Origin of the sequence: Achromobacter sp. 2789STDY5608621 (genome assembly GCF_001299375.1) — a bacterium.
In the GTDB taxonomy this organism is placed as follows: domain Bacteria; phylum Pseudomonadota; class Gammaproteobacteria; order Burkholderiales; family Burkholderiaceae_B; genus Achromobacter; species Achromobacter insuavis.
Genome location: NZ_CYTU01000046.1, coordinates 18,552 through 44,993, shown reverse-complemented (window position 1 = coordinate 44,993; position 26,442 = coordinate 18,552). Strand labels below are relative to the sequence as shown.

The 26,442-nt window shown below is 68.6% G+C and carries 24 protein-coding genes and 2 riboswitches; of the genes, 14 read left to right on the top strand and 10 right to left on the bottom strand.

The annotated features are described in order from the left end of the window. The 3 genes from AOZ53_RS27600 to AOZ53_RS27590 form a co-directional block, all read left to right on the top strand. Window positions 1–1,195, top strand: a 1,195-nt coding sequence (locus AOZ53_RS27600; RefSeq protein WP_156333550.1) for a MocR-like pyridoxine biosynthesis transcription factor PdxR, incomplete at its 5' end; no start/stop codon positions are given. Between the two features lie 129 nt (window positions 1,196–1,324). After that, the gene (locus AOZ53_RS27595; protein WP_054490211.1) at window positions 1,325–2,113 is read left to right on the top strand and encodes a PhzF family phenazine biosynthesis protein; all 789 of its coding nucleotides are present in this window, start codon (window positions 1,325–1,327) and stop codon (window positions 2,111–2,113) included. Window positions 2,114–2,265: 152 nt separating this feature from the next. Continuing rightward, entirely contained in the window at window positions 2,266–3,009 is a 744-nt protein-coding gene (locus AOZ53_RS27590; protein WP_054435285.1) for a sulfite exporter TauE/SafE family protein, read from the top strand. Here AOZ53_RS27590 and AOZ53_RS27585 read toward each other — a convergent pair. Beyond that, window positions 3,006–3,968 (bottom strand): LysR family transcriptional regulator, encoded by a 963-nt coding sequence (locus AOZ53_RS27585; protein WP_054490209.1) that lies wholly within the window; start codon window positions 3,966–3,968, stop codon window positions 3,006–3,008. The two genes, AOZ53_RS27590 and AOZ53_RS27585, sit on opposite strands and share 4 nt — an antisense overlap. A 133-nt stretch (window positions 3,969–4,101) precedes the next feature. Between AOZ53_RS27585 and AOZ53_RS27580 the strand changes: the two genes are divergently transcribed. Together AOZ53_RS27580 and AOZ53_RS27575 are read left to right on the top strand one after the other, a co-directional pair. After that, window positions 4,102–5,334: an MFS transporter gene (locus AOZ53_RS27580; RefSeq protein ID WP_156333549.1), complete on the top strand. Its 1,233-nt coding sequence runs from the start codon at window positions 4,102–4,104 to the stop codon at window positions 5,332–5,334. 87 nt (window positions 5,335–5,421) lie between these two features. Continuing rightward, window positions 5,422–6,354 (top strand): LysR substrate-binding domain-containing protein, encoded by a 933-nt coding sequence (locus AOZ53_RS27575; protein ID WP_054435283.1) that lies wholly within the window; start codon window positions 5,422–5,424, stop codon window positions 6,352–6,354. 342 nt (window positions 6,355–6,696) lie between these two features. On the opposite strand, the gene AOZ53_RS27570 is transcribed toward AOZ53_RS27575, so the two are convergent. Beyond that, window positions 6,697–7,926 (bottom strand): D-amino acid dehydrogenase, encoded by a 1,230-nt coding sequence (locus AOZ53_RS27570; protein ID WP_054435281.1) that lies wholly within the window; start codon window positions 7,924–7,926, stop codon window positions 6,697–6,699. Between the two features lie 44 nt (window positions 7,927–7,970). Continuing rightward, a riboswitch (glycine riboswitch) is annotated at window positions 7,971–8,057 on the bottom strand. Window position 8,058: 1 nt separating this feature from the next. Continuing rightward, window positions 8,059–8,150: riboswitch (glycine riboswitch) on the bottom strand. Window positions 8,151–8,301: 151 nt separating this feature from the next. Here AOZ53_RS27570 and ampC point away from each other — a divergent pair. Both ampC and AOZ53_RS27560 read left to right on the top strand, forming a co-directional pair. Continuing rightward, entirely contained in the window at window positions 8,302–9,480 is a 1,179-nt protein-coding gene (gene ampC, locus AOZ53_RS27565; protein ID WP_082385794.1) for an ELC family class C beta-lactamase, read from the top strand. A 189-nt stretch (window positions 9,481–9,669) separates the two neighbouring features. Further along, the gene (locus tag AOZ53_RS27560; protein WP_082380603.1) at window positions 9,670–10,677 is read left to right on the top strand and encodes a COG3904 family protein; all 1,008 of its coding nucleotides are present in this window, start codon (window positions 9,670–9,672) and stop codon (window positions 10,675–10,677) included. Between the two features lies 1 nt (window position 10,678). Here AOZ53_RS27560 and AOZ53_RS27555 read toward each other — a convergent pair whose 3' ends face one another. The 3 genes from AOZ53_RS27555 to AOZ53_RS27545 form a co-directional block, all read right to left on the bottom strand. Beyond that, window positions 10,679–11,689 carry a 3-hydroxybutyryl-CoA dehydrogenase gene (locus AOZ53_RS27555; protein WP_082385793.1) on the bottom strand — a complete coding sequence of 337 codons (1,011 nt, stop codon included), beginning with the start codon at window positions 11,687–11,689 and terminating at the stop codon, window positions 10,679–10,681. 2 nt (window positions 11,690–11,691) lie between these two features. Next, window positions 11,692–12,789 carry an NAD/NADP-dependent octopine/nopaline dehydrogenase family protein gene (locus AOZ53_RS27550; protein WP_054490203.1) on the bottom strand — a complete coding sequence of 366 codons (1,098 nt, stop codon included), beginning with the start codon at window positions 12,787–12,789 and terminating at the stop codon, window positions 11,692–11,694. Between the two features lie 163 nt (window positions 12,790–12,952). Beyond that, window positions 12,953–13,945 carry an AraC-like ligand-binding domain-containing protein gene (locus AOZ53_RS27545; protein ID WP_054490201.1) on the bottom strand — a complete coding sequence of 331 codons (993 nt, stop codon included), beginning with the start codon at window positions 13,943–13,945 and terminating at the stop codon, window positions 12,953–12,955. A gap of 159 nt (window positions 13,946–14,104) precedes the next feature. Between AOZ53_RS27545 and AOZ53_RS27540 the strand changes: the two genes are divergently transcribed. From AOZ53_RS27540 to AOZ53_RS27515, 6 genes are all read left to right on the top strand, one after another. After that, window positions 14,105–15,463, top strand: coding sequence for a spinster family MFS transporter (locus AOZ53_RS27540; protein WP_054490199.1), 1,359 nt, complete (start codon window positions 14,105–14,107; stop codon window positions 15,461–15,463). A gap of 60 nt (window positions 15,464–15,523) precedes the next feature. Then, window positions 15,524–15,949 carry a CopD family protein gene (locus tag AOZ53_RS27535; protein ID WP_054435277.1) on the top strand — a complete coding sequence of 142 codons (426 nt, stop codon included), beginning with the start codon at window positions 15,524–15,526 and terminating at the stop codon, window positions 15,947–15,949. A 162-nt stretch (window positions 15,950–16,111) separates the two neighbouring features. Then, entirely contained in the window at window positions 16,112–16,951 is an 840-nt protein-coding gene (locus AOZ53_RS27530; RefSeq protein ID WP_054478895.1) for a MetQ/NlpA family ABC transporter substrate-binding protein, read from the top strand. A gap of 145 nt (window positions 16,952–17,096) precedes the next feature. Continuing rightward, on the top strand, window positions 17,097–18,203 hold the full coding sequence (locus tag AOZ53_RS27525; protein ID WP_054490198.1) for a methionine ABC transporter ATP-binding protein: 1,107 nt from the start codon (window positions 17,097–17,099) through the stop codon (window positions 18,201–18,203). Beyond that, entirely contained in the window at window positions 18,184–18,840 is a 657-nt protein-coding gene (locus AOZ53_RS27520; RefSeq protein WP_054435269.1) for a methionine ABC transporter permease, read from the top strand. Before AOZ53_RS27525 ends, AOZ53_RS27520 begins: the two co-directional genes overlap by 20 nt. A gap of 16 nt (window positions 18,841–18,856) precedes the next feature. Further along, window positions 18,857–20,053 carry a trans-sulfuration enzyme family protein gene (locus AOZ53_RS27515; RefSeq protein WP_054435266.1) on the top strand — a complete coding sequence of 399 codons (1,197 nt, stop codon included), beginning with the start codon at window positions 18,857–18,859 and terminating at the stop codon, window positions 20,051–20,053. Between the two features lie 81 nt (window positions 20,054–20,134). Here AOZ53_RS27515 and AOZ53_RS27510 read toward each other — a convergent pair whose 3' ends face one another. Both AOZ53_RS27510 and AOZ53_RS27505 read right to left on the bottom strand, forming a co-directional pair. Next, window positions 20,135–21,205 (bottom strand): hypothetical protein, encoded by a 1,071-nt coding sequence (locus AOZ53_RS27510; RefSeq protein WP_054490196.1) that lies wholly within the window; start codon window positions 21,203–21,205, stop codon window positions 20,135–20,137. Window positions 21,206–21,257: 52 nt separating this feature from the next. Beyond that, window positions 21,258–21,701, bottom strand: coding sequence for a hypothetical protein (locus AOZ53_RS27505; protein WP_054435259.1), 444 nt, complete (start codon window positions 21,699–21,701; stop codon window positions 21,258–21,260). Window positions 21,702–21,896: 195 nt separating this feature from the next. Between AOZ53_RS27505 and ppk2 the strand changes: the two genes are divergently transcribed. Further along, a complete protein-coding gene (gene ppk2 / locus AOZ53_RS27500; protein ID WP_054435256.1) occupies window positions 21,897–23,174 on the top strand; it encodes a polyphosphate kinase 2 in 1,278 nt (425 codons plus the stop codon). Between the two features lie 42 nt (window positions 23,175–23,216). Here the strand turns inward: ppk2 and AOZ53_RS27495 are convergent, their stop codons facing one another. From AOZ53_RS27495 to AOZ53_RS27485, 3 genes are all read right to left on the bottom strand, one after another. Continuing rightward, a complete protein-coding gene (locus AOZ53_RS27495) occupies window positions 23,217–24,035 on the bottom strand; it encodes a hypothetical protein (protein WP_156333548.1) in 819 nt (272 codons plus the stop codon). A 130-nt stretch (window positions 24,036–24,165) separates the two neighbouring features. Then, window positions 24,166–24,546, bottom strand: a complete 381-nt coding sequence (locus AOZ53_RS27490; protein WP_054478886.1) for an RNA-binding S4 domain-containing protein — start codon at window positions 24,544–24,546, stop codon at window positions 24,166–24,168. A gap of 52 nt (window positions 24,547–24,598) precedes the next feature. Next, a complete protein-coding gene (locus AOZ53_RS27485; RefSeq protein ID WP_231690455.1) occupies window positions 24,599–26,329 on the bottom strand; it encodes a putative bifunctional diguanylate cyclase/phosphodiesterase in 1,731 nt (576 codons plus the stop codon). Window positions 26,330–26,442 lie beyond the last annotated feature (113 nt).

Below are 26,442 nucleotides of genomic sequence, written 5' to 3'. Positions count from 1 at the left end.
CAGCGGACCGGGCGCGGCCGCGGCGCCTGCCCGCGCGCGCGCCGAGGCGGGCGGGCAGGCCGTGGCCGCGCCGGTCGAGGCCGCCGGTCCGCCGCCGGCGCCGCGCCGTGAAGCGGCCTTCATGGCGCGCAGCGCCGACGCCTCGCTGTTCCCCATGGAAACCTGGCGCAAGGGCCTGATGGCCAGCGCCCAGCGCGTCACGCCGGCGCAACTGGCGCACGAGGATCCGCTGGGCTGGTATCCGCTGCGCGAGCAGATCGCCCGCTACCTGGGCGCCGCGCGCGGCATCGCCTGCGACGCCGGCCAGGTGGTGGTGCTGACCGGCATCCGCGACGGCCTGGACCTGAGCGCGCGCCTGCTGCTGACGCCGCAGGACAAGGTGCTGGTCGAGGACCCCGGCTACCTCAACGCCGAGCCGCTGTTCAGCCAGTACACGCGGCGCATCGTGCCCATCGCCATCGACGAGCACGGATTCTCGGTCGCCCGCGCCCGGCGCCAGCGCGGCGCCCGGCTGGCGCACGTGACGCCGGCGCATCAATCGCCCACCGGCGTCACCATGCCCGTGTCGCGCCGCCTGGAACTGCTGGACTGGGCCGCGCAGACCGGCTGCTGGATCCTCGACGACGACTACGACAGCGAGTTCAGCTACGACGGCGCGCCGCTGGCGGCGCTGAAAAGCCTGGACGGCGCCGACCGCGTGCTCCACTTCGGCAGCTTCAACAAGACCCTCTTCAATGCCTTGCGCATCGGCTACGCGGTGGTGCCGCGGTCGCTGGCGCCGGCCTTCGCCCGCGCGCTCTACGTCACCGGGCGTTCGTGCAGCGTGATCGAGCAGATGACGCTGGCGGCGTTCCTGGAGGACGGCGGTTTCGCGCGCCACGTGCGCAAGGCGCGCTCGGTCTACGCCGGCCGCCGCGACCGCGTCATGGCCATGCTGCGCGAGACGGTAGGCGCGGCGCCGCTGCGCGTCAGCGGCGAGCAGACCGGCTTTCACCTGGTGTGGTGGCCGCCGTCCGGTTTCGACGTCGCGGCCCTGTTGGCCCGCGCCCGCGAACGCGGCGTGGGCATCCAGCCGGTCGCCGACTTCTGCCGGCGGGTGTCCTGGCCGGACGGCGTCGTCATCGGCTACAGCGCGCGGCAGGACGCCGACCTGGACCGGCTGGAGGCGCTGCTGCGCGAGGCCGCGCGCCGCTAGCCAGGGCGGCGCGGGACGGGCCCGCGCGCAGCCGGGCGCCCGGTCGCCAGGCGCGGGCGGTTTTCGTAGCAAAATGCCGCATGGCGTGCCTGCGCGCGCCGCCGACTTCACCGCATTCGAGGATCCTCCATGCCGCAACTCGATCTCTACCAGGTAGACGCCTTCTCCGCCGCGCCGTTCGGCGGCAATCCCGCCGCGGTGGTGCCGCTGGACGCCTGGCTGCCCGACGCCACGCTGCAACGCATCGCCGAGGAAAACAACCTGTCCGAGACCGCCTACGTCGTGCGGCGCGGCGGCCTGTACGATCTGCGCTGGTTCACGCCCGCGGTCGAGGTCGACCTGTGCGGCCACGCCACGCTGGCGACGGCCTGGGTGCTGTTCGAGCAACTCGGCGCCAAGGACGAGGTGCTGCGGTTCGCCACCCGCAGCGGCGAGCTGCAGGTGCGCCGCGCCGGCGACGGCCTGGCGATGGACTTCCCGGCCAAGCAGCCGGTGGCCGAGGCCGTGCCGCCCGGCCTGTTGCAGGCCCTGGGGCTGGCCGAGGCGCGGGCGCTGTACCGCACCGACGACTACCTCGTCGTGATCGACGACGAAGCGCTGATCGACGGCCTCAAGCCGGACTTCGCCGCGCTGGCGGCCTTCGACGTGCGCGGCGTGGCGGTGACCGCGCCGTCCGCGCGCCACGATTTCGTGTCGCGCTGGTTCGGTCCGCGGGTCGGCGTGAACGAAGACCCGGTGACCGGCTCCGCGCACACCTCGCTGGCGCCGTACTGGGCGCAGCGGCTGGGCAAGACGGTCCTGAGCGCCGAGCAGGGCGGGGCGCGCAAGGGGCAGCTGCGCTGCGAGGTGCGCGACAACGGCCGCGTCATCATCAGCGGGCAGGCGGCGTTGTACCTGCGCGGCACGATCTTCCTCTGAGACGGCGCGGCGCCCGCCGCCATTACCGAAAACCTATCGCCTCATCAGCACTTCAAATACGCGCCACGCCGGGGCGCGCCTAGAATCTGCCGTCACAAGACACGGACCGGCCGACACGCGTCGGCGGTCACGACAACAAGGAGACGCAGGGCATGGATGCGGTGTGGATAGTGGCGATCGGCGCGGCCGCGGCGGGCTTCGTGCAGGGGCTGTCGGGCTTTGCCTTCGGCATGGTGGCCATGTCGTTCTGGGCCTGGGTGCTGGACCCGCGGCTGGCGGCGGCGCTGGCGGTGTTCGGCGCGCTGACCGGGCAGCTGCTGGCGGTGTTCTCGGTGCGCCGCGGCTTCAACTGGCCGCTGCTGTGGCCGTTCCTGCTGGGCGGGCTGGCCGGCATCCCGCTGGGCGTGCTGGTCCTGCCGCACCTGGACATGGACTGGTTCAAGGCGGTGCTGGGCGCGCTGCTGGCGCTGTGGTGCCCGGTGATGCTGGTGGCGCAGCGCCTGCCGCGCATCGGCGGCAACCGCTGGGGCGACGGCGCGGTCGGCCTGGTGGGCGGCGTGCTGGGCGGCATCGGCGGCTTCGCCGGCAGCGTGCCGACGCTGTGGTGCACGCTGCGCGGCTTCAACAAGGACACGCAGCGCGCCGTGATCCAGAACTTCAATCTGTCGATGCTGTCGGTGACCATGGCGATCTACCTGGCCACCGGCATCGTCACGCGCGACATGGCGCCCATGTTCGCGGTGGTGGCGCCGGCCATGCTGATCCCCACGCTGCTCGGCACGCGCCTGTATATCGGCATTTCCGACGTGACGTTCCGGCGCGTGGTGCTGGGGCTGCTGACGTGCTCGGGCCTGACGCTGCTGGCGTCGTCGGTGCCGCAGCTGCTGGCGCGCTAGCCGGCAGCAGCTGCGGGGCGGCCGGCCGCTCGGCCTGTCTGCGTTCCACCCTGGCCGACCTGTTCGGCCACGAACGCCAGCAACGCCCGGGTCTTGGCGGGAACGTGGTGGCGTGACGGGTAGTACGCGTGCAGGGGAAAGCGCAGGTCGGCCCAGTCGGGGAACAGGCGCACCAGTTGTCCGGACGCCAGGTAGCGTTCGGCGCCCAGTTCGAACAGTTGGGCGATGCCCTGTCCGGCCAGGCAGGCGCTGTGGACGGTGCCGGGATCGTTCACGGTCAGCGCGCCCCGCGGCTTGACGACCAGCAGGCGGCGGCCCTGGCGGAACTCCCAGGGAAAGGTGCCGCCCGCTTCCGGCTCGCGGAACAGGATGCAGCGATGCGCGCCGTGTTCCAGGTCGCGCGGATCCTTCGGTTTGCCGAAGCGCTGCACATAGGCGGGCGCGGCCATCGCGAAGACGCGCGTATCGAACAGCTTGCGGGCCACCAGTGACGAGGCCTGCGGGTGGCCGAAGCGCAGCGCCAGGTCGAAGCCGTCGGCGACCAGGTCGCCGAGCCCTTCGCGGCAACGCAATTCCACTTCCAGTTCCGGATGGCGATCCAGGAAAGCGCCGATGCCCGGGCCGAGAATGAGCTGGGCAAACAGCGGATCGACATTGACGCGCAAGCGCCCGCGCACCGACCGCGCAAGGTCGACGGCGTTGCCCGTCGCCTCCTCCAGCGCGCCGATCAGCGGCATCACCGTCTCATAGAAGCGGCGCCCCTCGTCGGTCAGGCGTACCGAACGCGTGGTGCGCTCGAACACCCGGATGCCAAGCCGCTGCTCGAGCCGCGCGATGGCCCGGCTGACGCCCGATTGCGACATATCCACGGCCTCGGCGGCCGCGCTGAAGCTGCGGGTATCGACCACCGCCGCCATCACGTCCATGCCTTCGAGAAGTTGAGTATCGAGCGTGCGCATTGATGCTCCAGAGTCATGAATGTTATGTGTTCCATGCTATCGCAATTCGGGACCGTGAATTCCACAATCTCGCCTGTGCGGGGCTTCGGGCGCCGCCCGCCCCATTCACTTCCTTTCTCTGGTGGAACGATTCATGGAATTCACGGTTAAACCCGCCGGCCCGTCCTCGTCGGGCGACGGCGCGCATCCGCCGCACGGCGCCTCGCTGTCGAGGGCGCGCAGCGCCGCCGCCGTGCTGGCGCTGAGCCTGGGATGCTTTTCTTTCGTCAGCACCGAACTGATGCCGGTCGGCGTGCTGCCCGCGATGGCTTCGGGGCTGGAGGTCTCGCTGGGCGAGGCCGGCTACCTGGTGTCGTGCTTTGCCTTCGTGGTGGCACTGACCGCGACCCCGCTGACCGGATTGCTCGGGGCCATCAACCGCAAGGCGCTCATGGCCCTGTTGCTGGCGGTCTGCTGCCTGGGCAACCTGGTCACCTACCTGGCGCCCAGCTACGCCGTGGTGCTGGGAGGGCGGGTGCTGGTGGCCGCCGCCATCGGCGTGTTCTGGTCGACCGCGGTGGTGACTGCCGTGCACCTGGTGTCCGCCCGCAACGCGATACGGGCCACCTCGATCGTCTTTGGCGGGGTATCGCTGGCCACGGTGCTGGGCGTGCCCGCCGGCACCATCCTGGGCGAACACCAGGGTTGGCGCGCGGTGTTCGCGGCGCTGTCGATGCTGAGCCTGTGCGTGTTCGCGGTGGTGCTGTGGTCGGTGCCCGCGGTGCGGCTGTCCAGGGCGACGATACGCGGCGCGATGCGCGGCATCCTCAGGAGCCGGGCCTTGCTCGCGGTGTTCGGCGCGACCGCGCTGATCGTCACCGGCAATTTCCTGGCGTACACCTATATCGCGCCTTATCTCGAACAGGTCGCACGGCAGTCGCCGGCCGACATCAGCCTGATGTTGTTGCTGTATGGCGCGGCCGGCGTGCTGGCCAATTTCGCGATTGCGCCATTGGCCGCGCGCGCGCTGCGCGCCAGCCTGGCGCTCGTCACCGCGATGCTGGCCGCCAGCCTGCTGGCCATGCACCTGGCGATCGACAGCCACGCGGCCATGGCCGCCATGATGGTGCTGTGGGGCGCGGCCTACGGGGCGCTGCCGGTGCTGTTGCAGACGTCCGTCTTCAATGGCGCCGCGCGGATCGAGGGCGGGGCGGATGGCGCCACCTCGATCAACGTCGCGGTCTTCAATGCGGCCATCGGCCTGGGCGCGCTGGTCGGCGGGCTGCTCATCAACGGGGCCGGTCCCGCGCGCATTCCGGTCGCGGCGGGCGCGTTTGTCGTGGCGGGGCTGGCGCTGGTCATCGCCAGCGGCCGGCGGGCCGCCTGATCTTCAAGCTTCGCGAGGGGTTCCGCATTGACCGCCCCGGGTGCGCCGGGCTATGTTCGCCGGAACATCAAATCCGGCTTGAAGATCATGAACCCTTCCCGCATGCTGCCCGGCACGCGCGCCCTGCGGACTTTCGAGGCCGCGGGGCGGCTGCTCAACTTCACCCGCGCCGCGGACGAGGTGGGCCTGACGCCCGCGGCGGTCAGCTATCAGATCAAGGAAATCGAGGACCAGCTGGGCCTGGTGCTGTTCACCCGCAGCAGCCGCAGCATCCAGCTGACGCCGGCCGGCGCGGTCCTGCTGGAAGCCGCCGCCGACGCGCTCGATGGATTGCGGCGCGCGGTCGGCCGCGCCCAGCGCATGGCGCGCGGCGCCGGCCACCTGCGCCTGTCGCTGGAGGCGCGCTTCGCCACTCATTGGCTATTGCCGCGCCTGGCGCGCTTTCGAGCGGCCCATCCGGGCCTGGAACTGACGTTCGACATCAGCGACCAGGTGCGCGATTTCGAGGTGGACGACATCGACGCCGCGATCCGCTTCGGCGCGGGCCGCTACCCGGGTACGCGGGCCGACCGCCTGTTCGCCACGACGCTGGCGCCAATCGCCAGTCCCGCCTTGCTCGCCAGCGGACCCGCCATCGCCTCGCCGCGCGACCTGGCGCACTATCCCTTGTGTCACGTCGATTGCGTGGCCGAGGGCATGGTCTGGCCGGACTGGCGGATGTGGCTGGCGGCGGCCGGCGTGGCGGACGTCGACGCCAGCCGCAGCCTGGCCTTTCCGGATTCCAGTCATGTGGCGCAGGCGGCGCTGGACGGCAGCGCCGTCGGCCTGCTGGAACCGGCCATGGTCGAGGCCGATCTGGCTCGCGGACGGCTGGTCAGGCTGTTCGATATCGACGTCGGCATGGCGCCGGACTTCGCTTATTACCTGGTCTATCCGCAAGGCAGCGCGGAGGATGCGCGGGTGCTGGCGTTGCGGGATTGGCTGCGCCAGGAAGCCGGGACGTTGGACCTGGTGCGGTGACGACGTTCACGAGCGTTCAATCCTCGTCGTTTTCGTCCATGTCATCCAGTCGGGCAAAGACTGCTTTTGCAGGAGACGTTCGGCCTGCCTCGATTTCCTGTTGTCCTTGCAAGAGGATTTGAAGGAGCGCTTGGGCTTGCTCTTGCAGGGGTTCGAGGTGGATATCGTCAGGCATTATCGTGACGCTGCGTTGAGGTCTTGGGGGCAGTTGTCCGTGAATCGCAAGCGGACAAGATGCGACGGGCGAGTTTGGGGCTGCCCATCGCCTTGTCATTGGCAGCCGCGAGCTTACAACGGCCTCATGACCGTTCCAAGCGCCTGCAGCTAGCCTTCAGTCTGACATCAAGGCAGCGCCACCGCCTCCCTGACGCTCGCCGCCAGCATCTGCGCCGTCGCCGCCGACAGCGTCCAGCCCAGGTGTCCGTGCCCGGTGTTGTAGAAGACGCCCGGTCGCTTGCCCGGGCCGACGCGCGGCATCATGTCGGGCATCATCGGCCGCAGGCCGCACCACGGCACCACGCGCGCGGTGCGCACGCCGGGGAAATGGCGGCGGGTCCAGTCCACCAGGGGCTGGATGCGTTCGGCGCGGATGTCCAGGTTGAAGCCGTTGAACTCGGCGGTGCCGGCCACGCGGAAGCGGTCGCCCAGGCGGCTGGTGACGATCTTGGCGGCCTCGTCCAGCAGGCTCACGGTGGGCGCGGCGGCCTGGCTCGCGGCGTCGTCCAGATGCACGCTGATCGAATAGCCCTTGACCGGGTAGATGTTCAGGCGGTCGCCCAGCTGCCGCGCGAACTGGCGGCTGGCGGCGCCGGCGCAGACCACGATGGCGCTGGCCTCGTGCTGTTCGCGCCGCGCGCCGTCCTCGCGCGCCACGTCCAGCACGTAGGGCAGGCCGTCGCGGCTGATGGCGCGGATGTCGGCGTCCTGTTCGAAGCGCACGCCGCGCCGCAGGCACGCCTGCGCCAGGCCGCTGGTGAACTTGTGGATGTCGCCGGTGGCGTCGGACGGCGTGTAGAAGCCGCCGTGGCAGGGCGTTTGCAGCGTCGGCTCGATGCCGCGGATTTCCTCGGGCGTGACGGCGTGCCGCTCCAGCCCGCCTTCGCGCAGCAGCGCGTTGGCGCGGCGCGCGGTCTCGAAGCTGGCCGCGTCATGGTAGATGTGCAGGATGCCGCGGCGCTGCAGGTCGAAGTCGATGCCTTCCTCGACCGCCATGGCGTACAGGTGCTCGCGCGCCTCGATCGCCATGCGGGTGGTGGAAATGGTGTTCTGGCGGTAGTTGCGGATCTGCCCCATGAACTGGGCCAGCCACGAATACTTGTGCCAGCTCGGGCGCGGGTTGAGCAGCAGCGGCGCGTTGTGGCGGCCGAGCCAGCGCAGGCCCTTGATGACAGTGGCGGCGCTGTTCCAGACTTCGGCGTTGCTGGCGGACAGCTGGCCGCCGTTGGCGTAGGACGTCTCCATGGCGGGATAGCGCTGGCGGTCGTAGACGGTGACGTCGTAGCCCAGTTTGCTCAAGGCGTAGGCGGACGTGACGCCGGTGATACCGGCGCCGATGATGGCGATGCGGGGCATGATGGCTCCAGAAGGCGTGGCCACGACCCAACGGCCGTGGCACCCCATCTGTCTCTGTACCTGAGAGCTTCACCCGGGCGCTGCGGCGCGGGTTCCCCTTCGGTGGGCGCCAGGCGCCTCTCTCCAGATTGTCTAGACCGCGCAGTCCTGTTGCCTGAGAGTTTCCGGGGCGGTTGCTCCGTCGGCGCCCGCCACGGGGGACGGGACTCTTCTGCGGGGTTTTGAATCGACGCAGTGAGAATAGCCAAAATCCGCCGCGAGCGGGACTCAGGGTTAATACCAAGAAGGAGGCAGATAGGCTCTACACTGGGCGCCGACCCGCCGGCACGCGCCGGTCAGAAAACGAAAGGACGATCCCGCATGCGCGCTCCGGCAATGTTCCGTATTCCCCTGCTGTCCATGACGTTGACGCTGGCCCTGGCCGGCGCCGCCTCGGCCAGCCCGGCCGTTGCGCAAGCGCCCGCCGCCAAGGCCGATCGCGCCACCGCCGCCGTCGACGCCGCCGTGGCCGAGGTCATGCGTGAATACGGCATCGCCGGCATGGCCATCGGCGTCAGCCGCGACGGCGAGCAGCGCTTCTTCAGCTACGGCGACGCCTCGCGCGCGCCGCGCCGCGCGGTCTCCAGCGACACCCTGTTCGAACTGGGGTCGATCAGCAAGACCTTCACCGTCACGCTGGCCGCCTATGCCCAGGCCACGGGCCGCCTGTCGCTCACCGACAGTCCGGCCAAGTGGGTGCCCGAGCTGCAAGGCAGCGAATTCGCCAAGCTGACGCTGGTGAACCTGGCCACCCACACCGCCGGCGGCTTTCCCCTGCAGGTGCCGGACGCGGTGCAGACCATGGCGCAGCTGATGGACTACCTGAAGGCCTGGACCCCGCAGTACGCGCCCGGCACGCGCCGCACCTACGCCAACCCCAGCATCGGCATGCTGGGCGTGGTGGCGGCGCGCGCGCTGGGCGAGCCCTATGTGGCGGCGATGGAGCAGCAGCTGTTCCCCAAGCTGGGCCTGCGCGACACCTACCTGGAAGTGCCGCCGCGCAAGATGCCCGACTACGCCCAGGGCTACGACAAGCAGGACGCGCCGGTGCGCGTGAACCCGGGCGTGCTGGCCGACGAGGCCTACGGCGTGAAGTCCAGCTCCCGCGACATGTTGCGATTCGTCGAGATCAACCTGGGCACCGCGCCGGTCGACGCCACGCTGCAGCGCGCCATCGCCGCGACCCAGACCGGTTATTACCAGCTGGGCGCGATGACGCAGGACCTGATCTGGGAGCAGTACCGTTACCCGGTGTCGGTGGACGATCTGGTGCACGGCAATTCCGCCCAGGTCGCGTTCGAGACCCTGCCGGTCAAGGCCCTGCAACCGCCGCTGGCGCCGCAGCAGGCGGTGTGGATCAACAAGACCGGCGCCACCAACGGCTTCGGCGCCTATGTGGCGTTCGTGCCGTCGCGCAAGCTCGGCATCGTGATCCTGGCCAACCGCAACTATCCGAATGAGGCGCGGGTGCGGCTGGCGTTGCGTATTCTCACCCAACTTTTCCCTCGAGATTGATTGGTCCGTTTGGCGCAAATTGGTACGTTCAGATTTATTTTGATATAAGTTGAGGTACCAGAGGGTAGTGTCGAGCGGAAGGGGCGTGTGAGCAACGCTGTCTTTCGTCGGTTATCAATCTAGAGAGGGTGGCGGACGGTGAGGAAAGGATTCTTCTGTATTGCGCTTTCGGTTTGGGTGAGTTCTGCAATGGGGGCTGATCTCTCTCCTGGCGCATTGGATACGACCTCAAGTGCGGTGTTTTTAAGCGGCCCAATTGAATCCAACGACGGTGCGACGCTGCGCTTCCTCATTCAGGAAGCTCGGCAGAAAAGTGTTCCCGTCCAATTCGTGGTGCTGAATTCTCCGGGGGGCTCGGTAAAAGGGGGCGCTGACTTGGCCATCGTCATCCGGGACAATCAACTCAGCGTTGTTGTCCCGGACGGCGCGACGTGTGCCAGCGCTTGCTTCATGCCGTTTGCCGCGGGCAAGAACAAGGTGGTGATCGTGGGGGCCAGGATCGGTGTGCATAGCGCGTCGATTGGTGGTCTCGAGCCGGATCAAGCGAAATCCACGACAGTGGATATCGCCAGGTTTCTCCATGAGTTCGGTGTGCCGGAAGCGATCCTTGGCCGATTGGTCAGGACCGCCCCAGGTGAGATGGGTTGGCTGACAGCGGCAGAGTTGGCTGCCATGCAAAGTGTCGTGGTGCCGAGACAGCCGCAGGCGATGCCTTATGTCGAACAGGTTGCGACTAAGGTTGAACCGGATACTCCCGTTCGCAAGACAGTCAGCGATTCCGAATTCAGGTTTGCTCGCTCTCTCAATGATCAAGCGCTTTTGCTGATCAAGAAGGATGACTACGCTGGCGCTATTTCGATCCTTGCGCGTGCCACCGCAGTCAATCCCTACGACGTTGAGATTTCAGGAAACCTTGGCTATGCCGAGTTGAAAACCGGGAACTTTGCGAAAGCGAAATCGACACTGCTTCTTGCGCTGCAATTGAATCCCAAGCGCTGGGCAACTTGGCAGAACCTTGGTCAATCTTTGGCGGGGTTGGGCGACGTGCCTGGCGCCGTGCGTTGCTTCGAGAAATACGTGGAGCATGCCCCCAATCCCGACAAGGCCCGGGCCCTGTTGCGTCGTTGGCATGAGACCGATGCATCGGAGTCGTTGCGGATGGCGGCGGGGCAGGCTTTGCAGCGCATGGGAGGCTGATCTATGCAGGAGGAGATGCGCCTTTCGATCCTGCGGAAGCGCCATCGAACTTCGGTAGCAGCCCCATGAGCTCCAGCCGCGCGCACAGCTCGCCCAGCCGCCGCAGCTTGTACGCCTCCACGTCCATGCCGGCGTAGTCGTAGAAGCCTTGCCCTTCGCGCAGGCCGTTGCGGCCCTGTTCCATGTTGCGTTCGATGATGGCCGGCGCCGCGAAGCGCGGGTCCAGCGCGCCGGACAGGTAGCGCGAGGCGTAGTAGAGAATGTCGCCGCCGCCCCAGTCGATGAACTCCAGCAGGCCCAGCACCGAGAAACGCAGGCCGAAGCCTAGCCGCACGGCGGTGTCGATGTCCTCGGCGCTGGCCACGCCTTCCTCGACCATGCGGGCCGCTTCGTTCATCGCCAGGGCCTGGATGCGCGGCACGATGTAGCCGGCCGCGGGAGCGCACTGCACCGGCGTCTTGCCGGCCAGGCGCAGCACCGCCAGCAGGTCCTGCAACGCCGCGTCGTCGGTCCGCGGGCCGCGGCTCACTTCCACCAGCGGGATCAGGTAGGCGGGGTTGAGCCAGTGCGCGTTCAGGAAGCGGCCGGGCGCGCGCACCATGTCGGCCAACTCGGTGACCAGGAAGGTCGAGGTGGTGGAGGCGATGACGCTGTCCGGCGCGCAGGCCTGGCCGAGCCAGTCGAAGGTGTCGCGCTTGATGTCGAGCTGTTCGGGCACCGCCTCGAACACCACGCGGGCGCGGGCCAGGTCGGCCAGGGCGTCCTCGCGCGCCATCAGGCGCACGCGGCCCAGCGCGGTGTCGGCCTGCGTCTCGTCCAGCAGGCCCAGCCGCACCAGCGTGGCCAGTTCGCGCCGCAGGCCGCCCAGCACGCGGGCGAAGGTCTCGGCGCGCTCGCCTCGCGCGCGCGGCTTGATGTCGATCAGCGTGACGTCCAGTCCGGCATGGATGTATGACAGGGCGATGCCCATGCCCATGCGGCCGGCGCCGACCACGCACAAGGTCCGTTCCATGGTCAGCATCCTTGCGCGAGCAGCGCGGCCATGTCGGCGCGCGACAGGGCTTCCAGCCCCAGCGCCTCCAGCGTGCGGCCCTCGGCGTAGAGGTCGCGGCCGGTGACCGCCGAGGCCACGCTCAGCAGGCCCTGCGCGACCGGCGTGGGCACGCCGGCCCAGCGCCCGGTGGACACCAGGAACGACAGGCCCAGGCGCGTGTCCTCCAGCATGTAGCGGTGCGCGCCCAGGTCGATGGTCTCGCGCCAGTCGCCGCTGTCGGTCAGCTTGCCGTGGGCGCCGCGGCCGTACATCCATTCGTCGCCCTCGCTGGCGTAGTGGTCGGCCAGCGGAAAGTGCGGCGCGGCGTAGCCGAGCGCGGTGCGGATGGCGATGCGTTCGGCGTCCAGCGCATCGGTCACGCGGCGGATCGACGGCTGCGTGCCCTCGTTGTGGATGTCCCAGCGCTCGAAGTGTTCGAGCGGTCCGGCGTTCATCAGGATCAGCGGCGGATGGATCACCGGGCCGGCGTTCATCAGCGCGCCGGACAGCGCGTCCTCGATCGGTTCGATGCCGGGATAGGCCTGCGCCAGCGTCTCGAACGCGCGGCCGGCGAGGCGGCGCGGGAAGACGCCGGTGGGCAGGCGGGTGGCGTAGGCGCTGATGACGACGCGGTCGCCGTGCTTGCGCGCCAGGTAGGGCAGGGTGCCGGTCTCGGCGAAGGCGACCTCGGCGGGGTTGCCGGCGTCCTTCAGGGCGCGGGCGAACAGGTAGCTGCCGAAGGTGCCGGGCGGCAGGAACACCACCTGGCCGTCGCGCAGGTGCGGCGCCAGCTCGGGCGCCAGCGCGGCGTGCGTGGTGGACGGCAGCGGAATCACCAGCAGCGGCGCGTCCGCCGTGGCATCCGCCAGCGAGGCCGCCAGTTCGATCTGGCCGGGGCCGTCGCCCAGCGCGATGCGGCGGGTGCCGCGATAGTCGGTGACCTCCAGGGCGCCGGCGCGGCGCAGGCCGTCGAAGGCCGCCCCGTCGCGGCGCCACAGGCGCACCTGATGTCCTTTTTCCGCCAGGTCGGCGGCCGCCGCGTAGCAGCCGTGGCCGCCTCCAATAACGCCGATGCGCATGATCAAGCTCCTTCGAGAGAGCTTCGATCCTATCGATGGCGCACGGGCGAGGCTGCGCCGCAGGCGCAAGTGGCATACGGAATCGGCAACGGAATGGTTGCGGACGGCCGCGGCGCCGTCATGCCGCGAGGTCGAGGATCCGCGCGGCGCGTCGCCGCGCGCGTCAACAGGCGCGGGCGCGGCGCTGCCGGAGCGTTTCCGACGGCAGGCAGCCGTAGCGCTTGCGGTAATGCGTGGCGAAGTGGCCGAAGCTGGTCACGCCGCAGCGCAGCAGGATGTCGGTGACGCTGTCGCCGTCGCGCGCCTCGGCCAGCGCCGCGTGCGCCCGCGCCAGGCGGCGGTTGCGCAGATAGTCGCTGGGGCTTTGCTTGAGGAACTGGGTGAAGCCGTTCTGCAGCGTGCGGATCGAGACGCCGCAATGGGCCGCCAGGTCGGGCAGGGCGATGGGGGCGTCGATGTGGTCCTCGATGTAGTCGCGCGCCCGCCGCACGTGCAGCGGCAGCGGCTGGCGGCGGTCGGCGCGCAGGGCCTCGGAGTAATTGTGCGGCAGCTGCATCAGCAGCAGCGACGCCAGGTAATCGGAAAAGCCCGCCGCCAGCGTCTGCGTCACGCCCTCGATGGCGGGGTGCCGGTACAGCCGGCACAGGTAGTCCAGCGTCTCCTGCACGGCGGCCAGGCCCGGCGAGCCGGGCGCGGCCTCCAGGTCGAACACCAGCGCCTGCCGCAGCGGGCGTTCCAGCAGCTGCTGCAATTGCCGTTCCAGCGCCTCGCGCTCGATGCGCAGGATCAGGCTGCGGCAGTCCTGGCCGATGCGCAGGATGCTGCGTTCGGACGGCGACGAGATGGTCAGGCCGCCCTCGCGCAGGGCCGCGCTGCGCTTGCCCAGCGTGACCTCGCCGGCGCCCTGCAGCGTGACCCGCACCAGGTAGTAGCGGGCGATGTCGCCGGCGTCGATCTCGACCTCGGCGCCGTAGTGCAGGTCGAACAGCGCGGCGCTGCCGAAGAACACGCCGTACAGGCGCGATTGCAGCGGTTCGCCCGGGGCCACGCACATGCGGTGCGACCACAGGTGCTGGCTGACCTGGTCGGTGATTTCGGAGACATTGCCCGAATCCAGCAGGCAATGGCGTTGCAGCGGATAGGTATCGTGGAACATGCTTTCCTGCGCCCCGGGAATAGCCGTTGCGCGCCCGGTATAGAGCCGGCCGGCGCAAAGGCCTACAACAGATGCAGCCATCGAAATGGCGAACCAGACAGCGGGACGCCGCCGCCCTGACGCGGATGGCGCGATCCCGCTGCGATACAAGGGAAAAACATGACGGGCGATACCGGAAACGACGCGGCGCAAAAGCGCTATGCCTACGAGTGGTATGTCGTCCTGATCTGCATGCTAGCGTACATATTTTCGTTCGTCGACAGGCAGATCCTGGCCCTGATGATCGAGCCCATCAAGCGCGATCTGCAGCTCTCGGACACGCAGTTCAGCCTGCTGCACGGGCTGGCCTTTTCGCTGTTCTACGCCTTCATGGGCATTCCCATCGCGCTGCTGGCGGACCGCTATTCGCGGCCCCGCATCATCGCCATCGGCGTGGCCTTCTGGAGCCTGGCGACCGCCGCCTGCGGCCTGTCGAAGAACTTCGGCCAGATGTTCCTGGCGCGCATCGGCGTGGGCGTGGGCGAGGCCGCGCTGTCGCCGGCCACGTATTCGATGCTCAGCGACATGTTCCCGCGCCACAAGCTGGGCCGCGCGGTGGGCATCTATTCGATCGGTTCGTTCATCGGCGGCGGCCTGGCGTTCCTGATCGGCGGCTATGTCATCGACCTGCTCAAGAGCGTGGACAGCGTGCACGTGCCCGGGGTGGGCGACCTGCGGCCGTGGCAGGTAACCTTCTTCATCGTCGGCCTGCCTGGCGTGCTGGTGGCGCTGCTGATCCTGCTGACCGTGCGCGATCCGCAGCGCAAGGGCCTGCGCCACGACGCCAGCGGCCGCGTGCGGAAGCCGACGGCGGGCGACGTGTTCCGCTTCCTGGGGCGCCATCGCGGCACCTTCTGCTGCCATTACCTGGGGTTCTCGTTCTACGCCATGATCCTGTTCTGCCTGCTGGGCTGGACGCCGGCCTTCTACATGCGCAAGTTCGGCATGTCGCCGGTGGAGGCGGGCTACATGCTGGGCACGGTGGTGCTGGTGGCCAACACCGCCGGCGTGTTCTGCGGCGGCTGGCTGATGGACTGGCTGGCGCGGCGCGGCTACAGCGACGCGCCCCTGCGCGCCGGCGTCATCGGCGCGATCGGCATGGCGCTGCCGGCGGTGGCCTTCACCCAGGTGGACGGGCTGTGGCTGTCGGTGGGCCTGCTGCTGCCGGCGATGTTCTTCGCCTCGTTCCCCATGCCGACCTCGACCGCGGCCATGCAGATCCTGCCGCCCAACCAGCTGCGGGCGCAGGTGTCGGCGCTGTTCCTCTTGATCTCCAACCTGGTCGGGCTGGGCCTGGGCACCACGGCGGTGGCGCTGCTGACCGACCGCCTGTTCCACAATCCGGCGGCGGTGGGGCATTCCATGTCGCTGCTGATCGGCGTGGCCACATTGGCGTGCATCGGCCTGCTGGCCGCCGGTTGCGGCAAGTACCGGCGCAGCCTGGCGCGGGAAGAGGGCGAACGCGCCGCTTTGCCCTAGCGCAAACACGTCGGACCCGATCCCACCCCGGCGCGCGCCACACCGGCGATAATCGCGCGCATGACCTACCAACTACTCAAAATGCTGCATGTCGCCGCCGTGGTCGCATGGCTGGGCGGCTCCCTGTTCGTGTCGCTGTTCCTGCTGTCGTCGCAGCCGCCCGACAGCGACGAGGCGCCCAAGGAGCGCAAGATGCTGGGCGCGCTGCGCCGCTGGACGCTGTTCGTGACCACGCCGGCAATGGTGCTGGCCTGGCTGGTCGGCCTGCACCTGGCGGTGACCTTCGGCTGGTTCGCGATGACCTGGATCTGGATCAAGATCGCGCTGGCGCTGGTCCTGTCGGGCCTGCTCGGCGTGCAGAGCGCCGCCTTGCGCCGGCAGTCCCAGGGCAGCGCCAAGCGCGCGCCGCTGGTCGACCTGTACGCGCCGCTCACGGTGGTCGCGGCGGCGGTCATCGTGACGCTGGTGGTGGTCAAGCCGTTCTGAGGCGCGGCGCGCGCCGTTGGCGCCGGGCGCCGCCGCTTATGCGCCGGCGCCATATCCAAACACCCCTGTAATAACGACTCAACGAACTATTCGTTCGCGCCCGCGGGGGCCATCCCTAGAATCGTCTGCTCATAACCGTATCGACTGAGAGGCGATTTCCATATGACTCCCCGTACTGAATCCGCCCGCCTGGGCACGTTGGCCAAGGCCCTGCTGGGCGCCGTGCTGGCGGCCGCCGCGATGTTCCACGGGCCGGCGTTCTCGGCCGATCCCAAGCCGCTCAAGGTCGGCGTGCGCGGCGGCGTCGACGAACAGATCTGGGAAGTGGTGGCGCAGGTCGCCAAGAAGAACGGCCTGGCCGTCGAGCCGGTGGTCATCACTGGCACCGCCAGCCCCAACGAGGCGCTCAACAACGGCGACCTGGAGGCCAACGCGTTCCAGCACATCCCGTTCCTGAATGACCAGATCAAGCAGCGCGGCTACAAGCTGGTGCCGGTGGCCAACACGCTGATCTCGCCCATCGCCTTCTATTCGAAGAAGTACAAGTCGCTGCAGGCCCTGCCCGAGGGCGCCAAGGTCGGCATCCCCAACGACCCCAGCAACCAGACCCGCGCGCTGGTGATCCTGCGCGACCAGGGCCTGATCACGCTCAAGGACGGCTTCGATCCGGCCACGGGCACGGCCACGCTGGCCGACGTCACGTCCAATCCGCGCAAGCTCAACTTCGTCGAAAGCGCCTCGGTGGTGCTGGCGCGCTCGCTGCCCGACGTCGACACCGCCGCCATCGTCAACAGCTTCGCCTACCAGGCCGGGCTGATCGCCACGCGCGACGGCATCGCGGTCGAGAAGAAAGAGAACAACCCCTACGTCAACATCATCGCCGTGCGCGAGAAAGACAAGAACGCGCCCTGGGTGCCCGAGCTGGTCAAGGCCTACCACTCCGAGGAAGTGCGCCAGTTCATCCTGAGCAAGTACGAAGGCTCGGTCATTCCGGTCTTCTGAACTTGCGCGTCGGGTGTGGCGGCGCCAGCCGGCGCCGCGATCAACCCAGGCGCCGGTTCACACCACAAGGCGCCTCGCACAGGCCGGTGATCGGATGCCGGGCCAGGCGAGGCCGCCGCCTTACCAGGCGGCTCGGAGACAGGGCATGATGCAACACGAGTTTTCCTTGCCGGACGCGGCCGAGCAGGCCGAGGCCGGCGCGGCGCGCGACGCGCACATTGTTTTCGACGGGCTGCGCAAGCACTACCAGGGGCCGCAGGGCCCGGTGGCGGCGCTGTCCGATATCTCCTTTTCCATCGCCCGCGGCGAGGTGTTCGGCATCATCGGCCGCAGCGGCGCCGGCAAGTCGACCCTGCTGCGCTCGATCAACATGCTGGAGCGGCCCAGCGCCGGCCACGTGCGGGTCGACGGCGTGGACGTCGGCAGCCTGGACGAGGATGCGCTGGTCGGCCTGCGGCGCCGCATCGGCATGATCTTCCAGCACTTCAACCTGCTGTCGGCCAAGACCGTGGCGCAGAACGTGGCCCTGCCGCTGCGCGTGGCGGGCGTCAAGCCGGCCGAGGCGCGCGCCAAGGTCGACGCGCTGCTGGACCTGGTCGGGCTGCGCGACAAGGCCGACACCTATCCGTCCAAGCTGTCCGGCGGCCAGAAGCAGCGTGTGGGCATCGCCCGCGCGCTGGTGCACGACCCCGAGATCCTGCTGTGCGACGAAGCCACCTCCGCGCTCGACCCGGAAACCACGCAGTCGATCCTGGCGCTGCTGCGCGACATCAACCGCAAGCTGGGCCTGACCGTGGTGCTGATCACGCACGACATGGCGGTGATCCGCGAAGTCTGCCACCGGGTGCTGGTGCTGGACGGCGGCCGCAACGTCGAGCACGGCGAGGTCTGGCGCGTGTTCGGCAATCCGCGGGCCGATGCCACGCAAGCCCTGTTGCGGCCGTTGCAGCACGACCTGCCGGCCGATCTGGCGGCGCGGCTGGTGCCGGACCTGCAAGGCCGGCCCGGCGTGGCGGTGCTGCGGCTGCGCTTCACCGGCCAGGGCCGGCCGCAAGGGGTGTCGCTGCAGGCGCTGGCCGCGCTGGGGCCGGGCGCGACGCTGTTGCATGGCGGGCTGGACCGCCTGCGCGGCCACGCCCAGGGCAGCCTGCTGGTGTCGGTGCCCGTGGCGGTTCTACAGGAAGAGGCCGCGCGCGCCGCGCTGGTGGCCGATCAGATCAAGGTGCTGGGCTATGTCGCTGTCGATGCTTGATAAATACCTGCAGGCATTCCTGCAGACGCTGACCATGGTGGGCGTGTCCGCGGTCATCGCGATCGCCGCCGGCCTGACGCTGGCGGTGGTGCTGACCGTCACCGCGCCGGGCAACCTGTATCCGCGGCCGCGCCTGAACAAGGCGCTGTCGATCACGGTGAACACCTTCCGCGCCATCCCCTTCATCATTCTGCTGGTGGCGATGCTGCCGTTCACGCGCATGCTGGTCGGCACCACGCTCGGCACCTGGGCCGCGATCGTGCCGCTGTCCGCCAACCTGGTGCCGTTCTTCGCGCGCATCGCCCAGGTCAGCCTGAACGATGTCGACCACGGCCTGGTGGAGGCCGCCCGCGCCATGGGCTGCCGCCGCTGGCACATCGTGCGCCACGTGCTGCTGCCCGAGGCGCTGCCGGGCATCATCGGCGGCATGACCGTCAGCGTCATCGCCATGATCAACGCCTCGGCCATGGCCGGCGCGGTGGGCGCGGGTGGCCTGGGCGACCTGGCCATCCGCTACGGCTATGAACGCTATGAAACCCGCGTGATGTTCGAAGTGATCGTGATCCTGATCGCGCTGGTCTCGATCGTGCAATTCACCGGCGAATGGCTCTCGCGCCGCGCCGACCACAAGCGCTGACTCCTGGAGGTCCCCCATGTCCGACACGCAACACCACGGCTTCGCCACGCGCGCCATCCACCTGGGCTACGACCCGCTGGACGAGCAGGGCGCGCTGTCGCCGCCGCTCTACCTGACGTCCACCTACACCCAGGACAGCATCGAGGCCTTCGACCGCATCCGCCTGGGCGAACAGTCGGGCTACGTCTACGGCCGCACCCGCAACCCGACGCAGGCGCTGCTGGAAGAGCGGCTGGCCTCGCTCGAAGGGGCCGAGGCCGGCGTGGTCACGGCCTCCGGCATGGCGGCGATCTCGGCCACGCTGCTGTCGCTGCTGCAGAGCGGCGACGAGATCGTGGTCGACCAGATCGTCTACGGCACCGCCTTCACGCTGTTCGCGCAGGGGCTGCCGCGCCTGGGCATCAACGCCGTGTTCGCCGACTTCACGCGCCCGGAAACGGTGGCCGCCGCCATCGGCCCCAAGACCCGCGCCGTCTATTTCGAGACGCCGGCCAATCCCAACCTGCGGCTGGTCGATATCGCCGCGATCTCGGCCATCGCGCGCGGCAAGGGCTTGCTGACGATCGTCGACAACACCTTCGCCACGCCGGTGCTGCAGCGGCCGCTGCAGCATGGCGCCGACATCGTGCTGCATTCGGCCACCAAGTACCTGGGCGGCCACGGCGATCTGCTGGCCGGCGCGGTGGTCGGCCGCAAGCAGCACATCGACGCGATCCGCCTGCAGGGCCTGCGCTATTTCACCGGCGCGACGCTGTCGCCGTTCACCGCCTTCCTGGTGCTGCGCGGCCTGAAGACGCTGGAGCTGCGGGTCGAGCGCCACAGCGAGTCGGCGCTGAAGGTGGCGAAGTTCCTGCGCGAGCACGCGGCGGTGGCCGACGTGTTCTATCCGGGCCTGGCGGGCACGGCCGGCGCCGAGATCGCGCAGCGCCAGCAGGCGGCCGGCGGCGGCCTGGTGGCGTTCGAACTGAAGGGCGGGGTGGCGGCGGGCCGGCGCTTGCTGAACAGCCTGAAGCTGGCGCGCATCGCCGTCAGCCTGGGCGATCCGGAAACGCTGATCCAGCATCCGGCCACCATGACGCACGCCAGCTACACGGCCGAAGACCGCGAAAAGTATGGCTTGTCGGAAGGCCTGTTGCGCTTGTCGGTCGGGCTGGAAACCGCCGCCGACATCCTGGCGGATCTCAAGCAGGGGCTGGACGCGGCGGGGACCTGACGGGCGCGGCGTCTCGGCGCGGTATCTCGGCAGGGCGTCTCGGCGCGGCGCCTCAGTGCAGCAGCACAGAGGCGCAGCACTTCAGCGCAGCACCGAGGTCAGGCTGTCGAACTGCTGCGACTCCAGCCGCGCGCGTTCCTCGGTCAGCTTGCGCACCGTCAGCTGGTGCGCGCGGAAGCGGTTCAGCAGGCTGTCGCGGTCGAACACGATCTCGTTGTGCTCCACGCGCCACGAGCGGCGGTTGTCGTCGAGCAGGGCGATCATCTTCTCGAACTCGTCCAGGGTCTGGCGCTCCAGGTCCCAGTTGCGGGCCAGGGTCGCCTTCTGCTGCGGCCGCGACTTGATCGCGCCCTCGACCATGCGGTCCTTCTGCTGATCGCTCAGGTCGAGCGAGCGGATGGTGACGGGCACGTCGGCCAGCAGCCGCTGGTTCTGCTGGCTGTACTTCTGCACCACGCGCTGCGATTGCTCCAGGATCAGCCGGCTTTCCACCATGCCGCGATCGCGCGCCAGCCGGTTGGGGATGAAGAGGTCGGACAGCCGCACCTCATCCAGCTCCTTCATGTAGGCGCGGTACTGCGCCACCCGCTGTCCCAGGATGATCTTGACGCCGCGCTCGATCTCGCCGTACACGCCGCGCGCCTTGGGCGTGGCGTCGATGTCCGGCACATCGCCGGGCGGATGGTCGGGCGCGTTGAGCGCGGCGCGCATCCATTCGCCGGTGCGGCGGATCTCGGCCAGCGCGGTGGCCTTCTGCGTTTCGCGATAGGCCGACAGGCCGGCCAGGACGGCGGCCGCGGCGGCCAGCACCAGGCCCGTGGCGAACGTGGCGCGCATGCGATGCAGCGGCGTGCGAAAGCGCTTGAACAGCGACAGGACCAGGATCACCAGGGCGGCGGGCAGCAGCAGCGCGATGGCGCTGCCGACCGCGCCGCCGACGCGGTAGCTCATCGATTCGGCCGGATCGGCGACGCCGGCCGCGCCGTCGGACTTGAACATCAGCGCCAGCAGCCACAAACCGATGTACAGGATCCAGGTCCACGTCCGCAGGGCGCGGCTGGGTCGCGGGGATTCGGGCGTTGCCGATGTCGCGAACGGCATCGGCGTGCCGGCGCCTTCCGGGTTCAGGGTGGGTTCTCTACGCGTTTCCACGGCGGGCGGCAGCCACGAAATATTTAGCCGCAGATGTTACCGTGAGGGCTTTTCAGGTGCAATGCGGATCGCGCCGCCAGGCCACCCAGGTGCCCTCGCCCTCGAAATGATGGATACCGCGCTTGGCCACGGCCAATCCCTCGCGCAGGGCCTGCACGTCCAGTCCCGGCATGTGCCGCAGCAAGGCCGGGGGCAGGGCGGCCAGGTCGAGATGTTCCTGGCCGAACGCCACCGCCATCAGCGAGCCTTCGTCGTGGACCCGGACGTACCACAGGCCTTCCATGTAGTCGCCCACCCACGGGTCGGGAAACAGCGCCTCGGTGAACTGGAAGCCGAATTCGTCGATGGCCTCCCAAGGCCAGAACTGGCGCCGGCCGCCCGTCGCTTCGTCGCCCATGGCGCGGGTGAAGCCGCTGTCATCGAAGCGGATGGTTTCGGCGTAGGGATCGGGCGGCGCGGGCGGGCCGGTGAGCAGCCGTTTGAGCAGGGACCACATGGCGGCAAGGGGGCACTCGAAAGAGGACAGCGGGCAGTGTAGCGGCGCGGATTGCTGCCGCAATGTTACAAGCATTGATCCACGTCAACGCCCGGCCTCGGCACGCCAGTTAGGGTAGATGTTTTTTCCTGACGGGTCGCCGGCGACTGGCCGGCCGCCGTGGCTCGGACCTCACGCGCAGCAAGGATTGCAACGATGACAGACAAGAACCCGCAAGCTTCCGTATCGCCCGGCGAGAACAAGGACGATACCTCCGCGCCGCGCGCCGCCAAGCGCACCGCCGCGCCGCGCAAGACCACGCGATCCGCCCCGGCCGCCAAGCGCACGCCGGCCGCGGCGCGGTCCGCCAGCGGCGCCGCGACGCCCAAGTCCACGCGCGCCGCCCGCGCCGACAAGCCGGCCAAGTCCGCCCAGCCGCCGGCGGCCACGCTGGCGACCCCGGCCGGCTTGCCCGCCATCGAGCCGGCGATCCAGGCGCGCAAGCGCGTCAACGCGCGGGAAGTCGCCGCGCGCCAGGAGACCTCGGCGGTGCTGGCCGACATCGCTCGCCGCTACCAGGTCGGCGAATCGGGCGAGGCCCATGCGGCGTTGCGTTCGGTGATCGAGGAACTGTCGCCCGACGACGCGGTGGCGGTGCATCGCGCGCTGCTCGAAGCCAACGTGCAGGCGCCGGCCGTGCGCCGCAATCCCGACGAGGAACTGGCGACCGACTGGCGCGAGGGCATCTATCCGTACCGCCACCGCATGCTGCGGCGCAATTACGAAAAGCAGAAATACGCGCTGCAGGTCGAACTGCTCAAGCTGCAGGCCTGGGTCAAGGCCACCGGACAGCGCGTGGTGATCCTGTTCGAAGGCCGTGACGCGGCGGGCAAGGGCGGCACCATCAAGCGCATGATGGAACACCTGAACCCGCGCGGCGCGCGCGTGGTGGCGCTGGAAAAGCCGTCCGACACCGAACGCGGCCAATGGTATTTCCAGCGCTACGTGCAGCACCTGCCGACCGCCGGCGAGATCGTGATGTTCGACCGCTCCTGGTACAACCGCGCCGGCGTCGAGCGCGTGATGGGCTTCTGCTCGCAGGAGGAATACCTGCAGTTCCTGCGCCAGGTGCCCGACTTCGAGCGTCACCTGGTCACCAGCGGCATCCACCTGGTCAAGTTCTGGTTCTCGGTCAGCCAGGAAGAGCAGCGCCGCCGCTTCCTGCAGCGCAAGGTGCATCCGCTCAAGCAATGGAAGCTGAGCCCGGTGGACCTGGCCTCGCTCGACAAGTGGGACGACTACACCCGCGCCAAGGAAGCGATGTTCGCGCACACCGACACGGCCGACGCGCCGTGGATCGTGGTGAAGTCGGATTGCAAGAAGCGCGCGCGCCTGAACGCCATGCGCTACGTGCTCAGCCGCCTGCCGTACGAAGGCAAGAGCGGCGCCCCGGAACTGGCGCTGGATCCGTTGATCGTGGGGCGGGCGCTGTAGGCGTATCGATCCCGCGTGAAATCGAGGCAGGGCCGTCGTTCTCTACATCCCGGGTGATGGATAGGAGGGCGGCTCGTCGGACCTGGGATCCATTTCGTCAATGGATCCAAACGCTTCGCCGAGTTCTTGCCTATCGCGTTGCTCGATTGCTTGGAATTCAGCCACCAGCTCCGAATAGCTCATCCTGAGTCTTATGATTTCGCTCTGCAGTTCTTGCAATACCTTACCGGGTTTCCGCCCTGATTTTTGCTGATTTGCCCAGATCCGGTCCACGATCTGCTTGCCGTATTGTGCAGGCAGCGAAAGCACTGATGTGTCGGCAAGAATGAGCAGCCGAGCTGTGTTCAACTCCGCCACTTGTGCTTTCTCGAACACCCCCGAATAACAAAACGCCAATGGGGCCAATTTATGGTCGCCGTGCTCCTGGCTAGTCAGTAGATTCAGCAGGCTCGAGTGTGTCGTAACAGGTGTTCGGGATGGTAGCGGCTTGGCCTCGCAGGTTAGCAGTGCATCTAGGAATTCGGCATCGTCGGCAACGGCCATATGGGTCGTGCGATTGAAGCAATAGCGTACCGGTACGCCATGTTCATTCAGAAGCATCAAGCCTTCATGTTGGGTCTTCTTGAATGATGGCAGATACTTACCGTCGAAGAGCTTGAACTCCAACAGGAGCGGATACCAATCGTCCACGCATGCGACCAAGTCCGCACAATACTGATCGAGCTGATAGAAATTCTGCAAGGTATTTTCAGGAGTGTATGACAGGAACTTACGGCTGCGCGCCGTGAAGAAATTCCTTAGGCGGACTTCAGCTTCCTTGACTAGTTGATCTTCCGTAAACGCTGGGGTTGTCCTTTCCATGCTCCGTCCTTTTCTCGCTGACGCAGCATACTAACGGCAAACCGTTTCATACGGACTTGTCGACAATATGAATTCCGAATCGGTGTTGTATTGCCATGAGCGGATCTCAACCGGGGCAGCAGGGCGCCGCCTATTTGCCCCGCATCTGGTCGATCAGGCGCCGGTCGCGCTTGGTCGGCCGGCCGGCGGCGATGTCCAGCGCCGGCTCGGGCGCCAGCCGCCGCATCTCGGCCGCGCGTTCGCGCGCGGCGGCGCTTTCCGGGGTTTCCTCGTACAGCTGGCGCGCCACCGGCGCCGGGCCGCGCGCGCCGCTGACGGCGACCACGCGCACCTGGATGGGCGGGTCTTCCTTGCGGATGCTGATCACGTCGCCGGGGCCGACCTCGCGCGCCGGCTTGGCGGGCTGGCCGTTGACCTGCACGCGGCCCTTGCCGATTTCGTCCACCGCCAGGCTGCGCGTCTTGTAGAAGCGCGCCGCCCAGAGCCATTTGTCGAGCCGTATCCTGTCCATCGTCATTGCCGCCATCAATCGGGTCGTCAGGCGGACATGATAGAGGGTCGCGTCAGCGCGGCACTTCGCGCAGCAGCGCGGCGAAGGCGCTGGCCGGCAGCGCGCGGCTGAACAGGAAGCCCTGCATCGCGTCGCAGCCTTCCTCGATCAGCATCTGGCGCTGCGCCTCGGTCTCGACGCCCTCGGCCAGCGTGCGCATGCCCAGCGAATGCGCCAGCCGCACCACGCCGCGGATCACGGCGGTGGCGGTCGGCACCTTGCCCAGCGCCCAGACGAACGACTGGTCGATCTTGAGCGTGTCGATCGGCAGCCGCACCAGGTACGCCAGGCTCGAATAGCCCGAGCCGAAGTCATCCAGCGACGCCGAGATGCCGGCCTCGCGCAACGCCGCGAGAATGCCGGAGGCCTTCTCGACGTCGCTCATCAGCGAATTCTCGGTGACCTCCACGTCCAGCAGCGTCGGCGGCACGCCGTGCACCTGCGCCAGGCGCACGATGGTGTTGGCCAGGTCGGGGGCCACCAGCTGGCGCGCCGACAGGTTGAACGAGATGCGCGGCACCGGCAGGCCCTCGCCCAGCCATTCGCTGATGTGCAGGCAGGTGGCGTTGGCCACCCATTCGGTCAGCGCCGACTCCATCGGCGAATCCAGGATCACGTCCAGGAACGCGGCCGGCGCCAGCAGGCCGCGGGTGGGATGGCGCCAGCGCAGCAGCGCCTCGGCGCCGCACAGCGAGCCGTCGTGCATGCTGATCTGCGGCTGGAAGTGCAGCTCGAACTGGTTGTTGGCCAGCGCGCCCTGGATGTCGCCGCGCAGCGACAGGCGCGCGCCCAGCCCCTGCATCAGCTCGCGGTGATAGACCCGCACCTGGAAGCGGCCGGCCGACTTGGCCGCGTACATGGCCGCGTCGGCATAGTTCAGCAGCATCTCGGCCGATTCGCCGGGCGAGTTCATCAGCGCGATGCCGATGCTGGCGCCCAGCGAGACCGAGCGGCCGTGGATGTCGCTCGGGGTCGACAGCGCATTCAGGATCGAATTGGCCAGGGCCTCGGCCGCGCGCTCGTTGGTGCCGCGCAGCACCAGCAGGAATTCGTCGCCGCCGACCCGGGCGCAGAAGATCGCGGGCGTGAGGAACTTGCGCAGCCGCTCCGCCACGTCGCACAGCAGCAGGTCGCCCTCGGCGTGGCCGAAGGCGTCGTTGACTTCCTTGAAGCGGTCCAGGTCCAGGAACAGCACCGCCAGGGTCGGGCCCTGCGCGGCCAGCGCCTGCTCGGCCTCGGCGATGGCGGTGGACAGCGTGTCCATGCACTGGCGCCGGTTCGGCAGGCCGGTCAGGTAATCATGGGTGGCCTGGTACCTGAGCTGGGCGGTCTCCTCGCGTTCGCGCGAGACGTCGCGGAACAGCACCGCCAGGCCGCCCTCGTGCGGAAAGGCGCGGGCCTCGAACCAGCTGGCCAGCGGCGCGTAGTAGCCGATGTGCTGCGCCGGGCGGCCGGTCTGCATGGCGCCGCGACAGGCATCGTAGTAGCCGGTGCCGACCAGGTCCGGACAGCTGTCCCACAGGCCGTGTCCCACGAGGTCAAGCCTGCTGCGTCGCAGCAGGCGTTCGGCGGCCGGGTTCAGGTAGCGCACGCGCCAGTGGCGATCCAGCGACAGGAAGCCGTCGGCCAGACCGTCGAGCGTGGCGCCGTCGGCGCCGGCCGCGAGGCGGGCGTCGGCGGGCGGGAGGAAGGAGGAAGGCTCGTTGCTGTCGTGGTTCATCTCGCTGCGGATTTCCCTGAGCACGCTTGAAGTGCTGTTGTATCGCATCGGAGAGCCGCCGTAAAACCAAAAAAAAGGACGCCCCGAGGGGCGTCCAAGACCGGCATTCCGGTTGTCGGGCGGCATGCGCCCGGCAG

What these genes read in the sequence shown, in the direction of transcription:
- AOZ53_RS27595 (WP_054490211.1), top strand. Translation starts at nt 1,325, where the DNA reads ATGCCGCAACTCGATCTCTACCAGGTAGACGCCTTCTCCGCCGCGCCG.
- AOZ53_RS27590 (WP_054435285.1), top strand. Translation starts at nt 2,266, where the DNA reads ATGGATGCGGTGTGGATAGTGGCGATCGGCGCGGCCGCGGCGGGCTTC.
- AOZ53_RS27585 (WP_054490209.1), bottom strand. Translation starts at nt 3,968, where the DNA reads ATGCGCACGCTCGATACTCAACTTCTCGAAGGCATGGACGTGATGGCG.
- AOZ53_RS27580 (WP_156333549.1), top strand. Translation starts at nt 4,102, where the DNA reads ATGGAATTCACGGTTAAACCCGCCGGCCCGTCCTCGTCGGGCGACGGC.
- AOZ53_RS27575 (WP_054435283.1), top strand. Translation starts at nt 5,422, where the DNA reads ATGAACCCTTCCCGCATGCTGCCCGGCACGCGCGCCCTGCGGACTTTC.
- AOZ53_RS27570 (WP_054435281.1), bottom strand. Translation starts at nt 7,926, where the DNA reads ATGCCCCGCATCGCCATCATCGGCGCCGGTATCACCGGCGTCACGTCC.
- ampC (WP_082385794.1), top strand. Translation starts at nt 8,302, where the DNA reads ATGTTCCGTATTCCCCTGCTGTCCATGACGTTGACGCTGGCCCTGGCC.
- AOZ53_RS27560 (WP_082380603.1), top strand. Translation starts at nt 9,670, where the DNA reads ATGGGGGCTGATCTCTCTCCTGGCGCATTGGATACGACCTCAAGTGCG.
- AOZ53_RS27555 (WP_082385793.1), bottom strand. Translation starts at nt 11,689, where the DNA reads ATGGAACGGACCTTGTGCGTGGTCGGCGCCGGCCGCATGGGCATGGGC.
- AOZ53_RS27550 (WP_054490203.1), bottom strand. Translation starts at nt 12,789, where the DNA reads ATGCGCATCGGCGTTATTGGAGGCGGCCACGGCTGCTACGCGGCGGCC.
- AOZ53_RS27545 (WP_054490201.1), bottom strand. Translation starts at nt 13,945, where the DNA reads ATGTTCCACGATACCTATCCGCTGCAACGCCATTGCCTGCTGGATTCG.
- AOZ53_RS27540 (WP_054490199.1), top strand. Translation starts at nt 14,105, where the DNA reads ATGACGGGCGATACCGGAAACGACGCGGCGCAAAAGCGCTATGCCTAC.
- AOZ53_RS27535 (WP_054435277.1), top strand. Translation starts at nt 15,524, where the DNA reads ATGACCTACCAACTACTCAAAATGCTGCATGTCGCCGCCGTGGTCGCA.
- AOZ53_RS27530 (WP_054478895.1), top strand. Translation starts at nt 16,112, where the DNA reads ATGACTCCCCGTACTGAATCCGCCCGCCTGGGCACGTTGGCCAAGGCC.
- AOZ53_RS27525 (WP_054490198.1), top strand. Translation starts at nt 17,097, where the DNA reads ATGATGCAACACGAGTTTTCCTTGCCGGACGCGGCCGAGCAGGCCGAG.
- AOZ53_RS27520 (WP_054435269.1), top strand. Translation starts at nt 18,184, where the DNA reads ATGTCGCTGTCGATGCTTGATAAATACCTGCAGGCATTCCTGCAGACG.
- AOZ53_RS27515 (WP_054435266.1), top strand. Translation starts at nt 18,857, where the DNA reads ATGTCCGACACGCAACACCACGGCTTCGCCACGCGCGCCATCCACCTG.
- AOZ53_RS27505 (WP_054435259.1), bottom strand. Translation starts at nt 21,701, where the DNA reads ATGTGGTCCCTGCTCAAACGGCTGCTCACCGGCCCGCCCGCGCCGCCC.
- ppk2 (WP_054435256.1), top strand. Translation starts at nt 21,897, where the DNA reads ATGACAGACAAGAACCCGCAAGCTTCCGTATCGCCCGGCGAGAACAAG.
- AOZ53_RS27495 (WP_156333548.1), bottom strand. Translation starts at nt 24,035, where the DNA reads ATGGAAAGGACAACCCCAGCGTTTACGGAAGATCAACTAGTCAAGGAA.
- AOZ53_RS27490 (WP_054478886.1), bottom strand. Translation starts at nt 24,546, where the DNA reads ATGGACAGGATACGGCTCGACAAATGGCTCTGGGCGGCGCGCTTCTAC.